This is a genomic window from Schlesneria sp., assembly GCF_036405755.1.
Classification (GTDB): Bacteria; Planctomycetota; Planctomycetia; order Planctomycetales; family Planctomycetaceae; genus Schlesneria; species Schlesneria sphaerica.
The window spans coordinates 1-1,942 of record NZ_DASWWZ010000476.1 but is presented as its reverse complement, the minus strand read 5'-3'; the positions used below and the strand labels follow the sequence as shown (position 1 = coordinate 1,942).

Sequence of the window (1,942 nt, the reverse complement as noted above, 5' to 3'; positions counted from 1 at the left end):
GAACTCGGACGACAGGACTTCCAGCAGTTCGGGATGGCTGGCGACCTGATGCGGACCCAGGTTGTCTAATTCTCGCGTGAAGCCAATCCCGAAGAAGTGATCCCACATCCGATTGACGAAAGCCGCCGCCAGATCCGGCTGCTCTCCTGTCGTCATCAATCGTGCCAGTTCCCGGCGGCGATTCGTCTCGGCCCCCGGATCTACGTCGGTCCCATTAAATCGAGGATAAGCGACGCGCATCAGCCCGGTTCGGGTTTCGAAATAGGTAGGCCCACCCGCATCGCGTGTCACCAGTTCGGTGAAAGCCGCCAGTTGTCGGCCGGTCTGCTGGTCCCGACGAATCCGGCGCACGCTGGCGGTCTGCTGGAAGAAACTGTTCAGCTCCCAGAACTCGACCTGCTTCGTTTCATTGAAGGGATGGTTGTGGCACTGGTTGCAATGGAGCTGCCGCCCGAGGAACAGCTTGGAGCAGACCGCGGTCGCAGGTGTTGCCGCATTATTCAGGTGAGCGATGAGAAAATTCGTGGCCCCATTTTCCGAATTGTTCCCTTCGGCCGAGATCAGATCGGCCACAATCTGATTCCAGGGCCGATTCTCGGCAAAACTCATCCGCAGAAACTTGGCGAATGCTTCGCGATTGACCAGCGGGTTCGAGGCCCGCCCGATCAGCAGGTTTGACCATTTGGTCGTGAAGTTCCGAACGTAGGCCGAATCTTCCAGCAGGACTTCAATGAGTGCCTCTCGTTTGTCGTCACTCTTATCCGCGAGGAAAGTCTGACTTTCCGTGACGGTTGGAACACGGCCCGCCAGATCCAGGTAGACCCGACGCAGCCATTCCGCATCGTCGGCTCGGAGCGAGGGCTGCACCCCGATCTCTGTCCAACGCGATTCGATCTCTTCGTTGATCCGGGCGACAATGGCCCGAGTCGACATGGGTGGCTGAGCGACCACAGACTCGGTCGAGTTCGGTGCAGCAGGAGTGGCGTTTTCCGGGACCTCAACGCGGGGTGCCGGACTGATGTTCCCCACCGTGACGGGAGCTTTGGGCGAGCGTCGAATTCGGTCGCGAACCGTCCCGGATTGTAACCGGTCCGTACCCCGATCTTCTGGTGCCACCTGGGTGACTTCCGCTGGAGGTTGAGTTCCGGGAAGCCGCCAGAGTCCCCATGTGACGACACCCAGACAAAGGGCGACCGCTGCCATCATCCCTACCCCGCGACGGTGCGTCTTCGCAGGAGTGACAGCCCGAGCGTTTGGTGGGGGCTGGACAGGACCGGCGTAAACCGGCAGCTCCTCCGAGGAAAGTGGTTCAGGCGAACCGGCCCCGGCCGCATCCCAGTACAGGGTGCCATGCAGGTCCATGTAGGTGAGGTAAGTCCAACGGGCTTCGGGGGACGACAGGACGAGTTCTTCCAGTCGCGCAGCGTCGGCCTGGGTCAGGCGGTCCTCACACAGTAGTTCAAGCAGCACTTCCAGTTCGGTGGGATTGTGACGGGGATGAGTCATGACGCCCCCTCTGCCGCGAACTTCTGCTGAATGCAGTCGAGTAGCGATCGACGAATGCGGCCGAGCGACTGATACACGGAATTCGCCGGTCGGCCAATCTGCTCAGCCAGGTGCTTACCACGTTCTCCCGGAGCATACCGCTGCTGGATCAATTCACGATCCTTGGGGCGTAAGCGGTTCAAGCAGTCGACCAGCGCCGCCCGACGCGACTCCAACTCTTCTGATCGTTCCAGACTTTCCTCGGCCACCGACTGAAGAAATTCGTCGCTAAAGACCAGTTTTTCCCGACGTTTTCGCGTCCGAAACTTCATCACTTCGAAATTGGCGATCTGACTGACCCAGGCCAGAAAGTTCGTACCGGGTTGATACTTGGCACTCTTACTCCAGATCACCACGTTCGTCTCCTGCAGGATCTCTTCGGCATCCAGAGGATTCG

General features: G+C 59.5%; 2 protein-coding genes. Both read right to left on the bottom strand.

Annotated features, from left to right (window positions below):
* The coding region (locus VGE80_RS16175) for a DUF1549 domain-containing protein (protein WP_440593388.1) at positions 1 to 1,506 on the bottom strand (1,506 nt) is incomplete at its 3' end.
* On the bottom strand, positions 1,503 to 1,942 hold a 440-nt coding region (locus VGE80_RS16170; RefSeq protein WP_440593387.1), incomplete at its 5' end, for a sigma-70 family RNA polymerase sigma factor. The genes VGE80_RS16175 and VGE80_RS16170, both read right to left, overlap by 4 nt.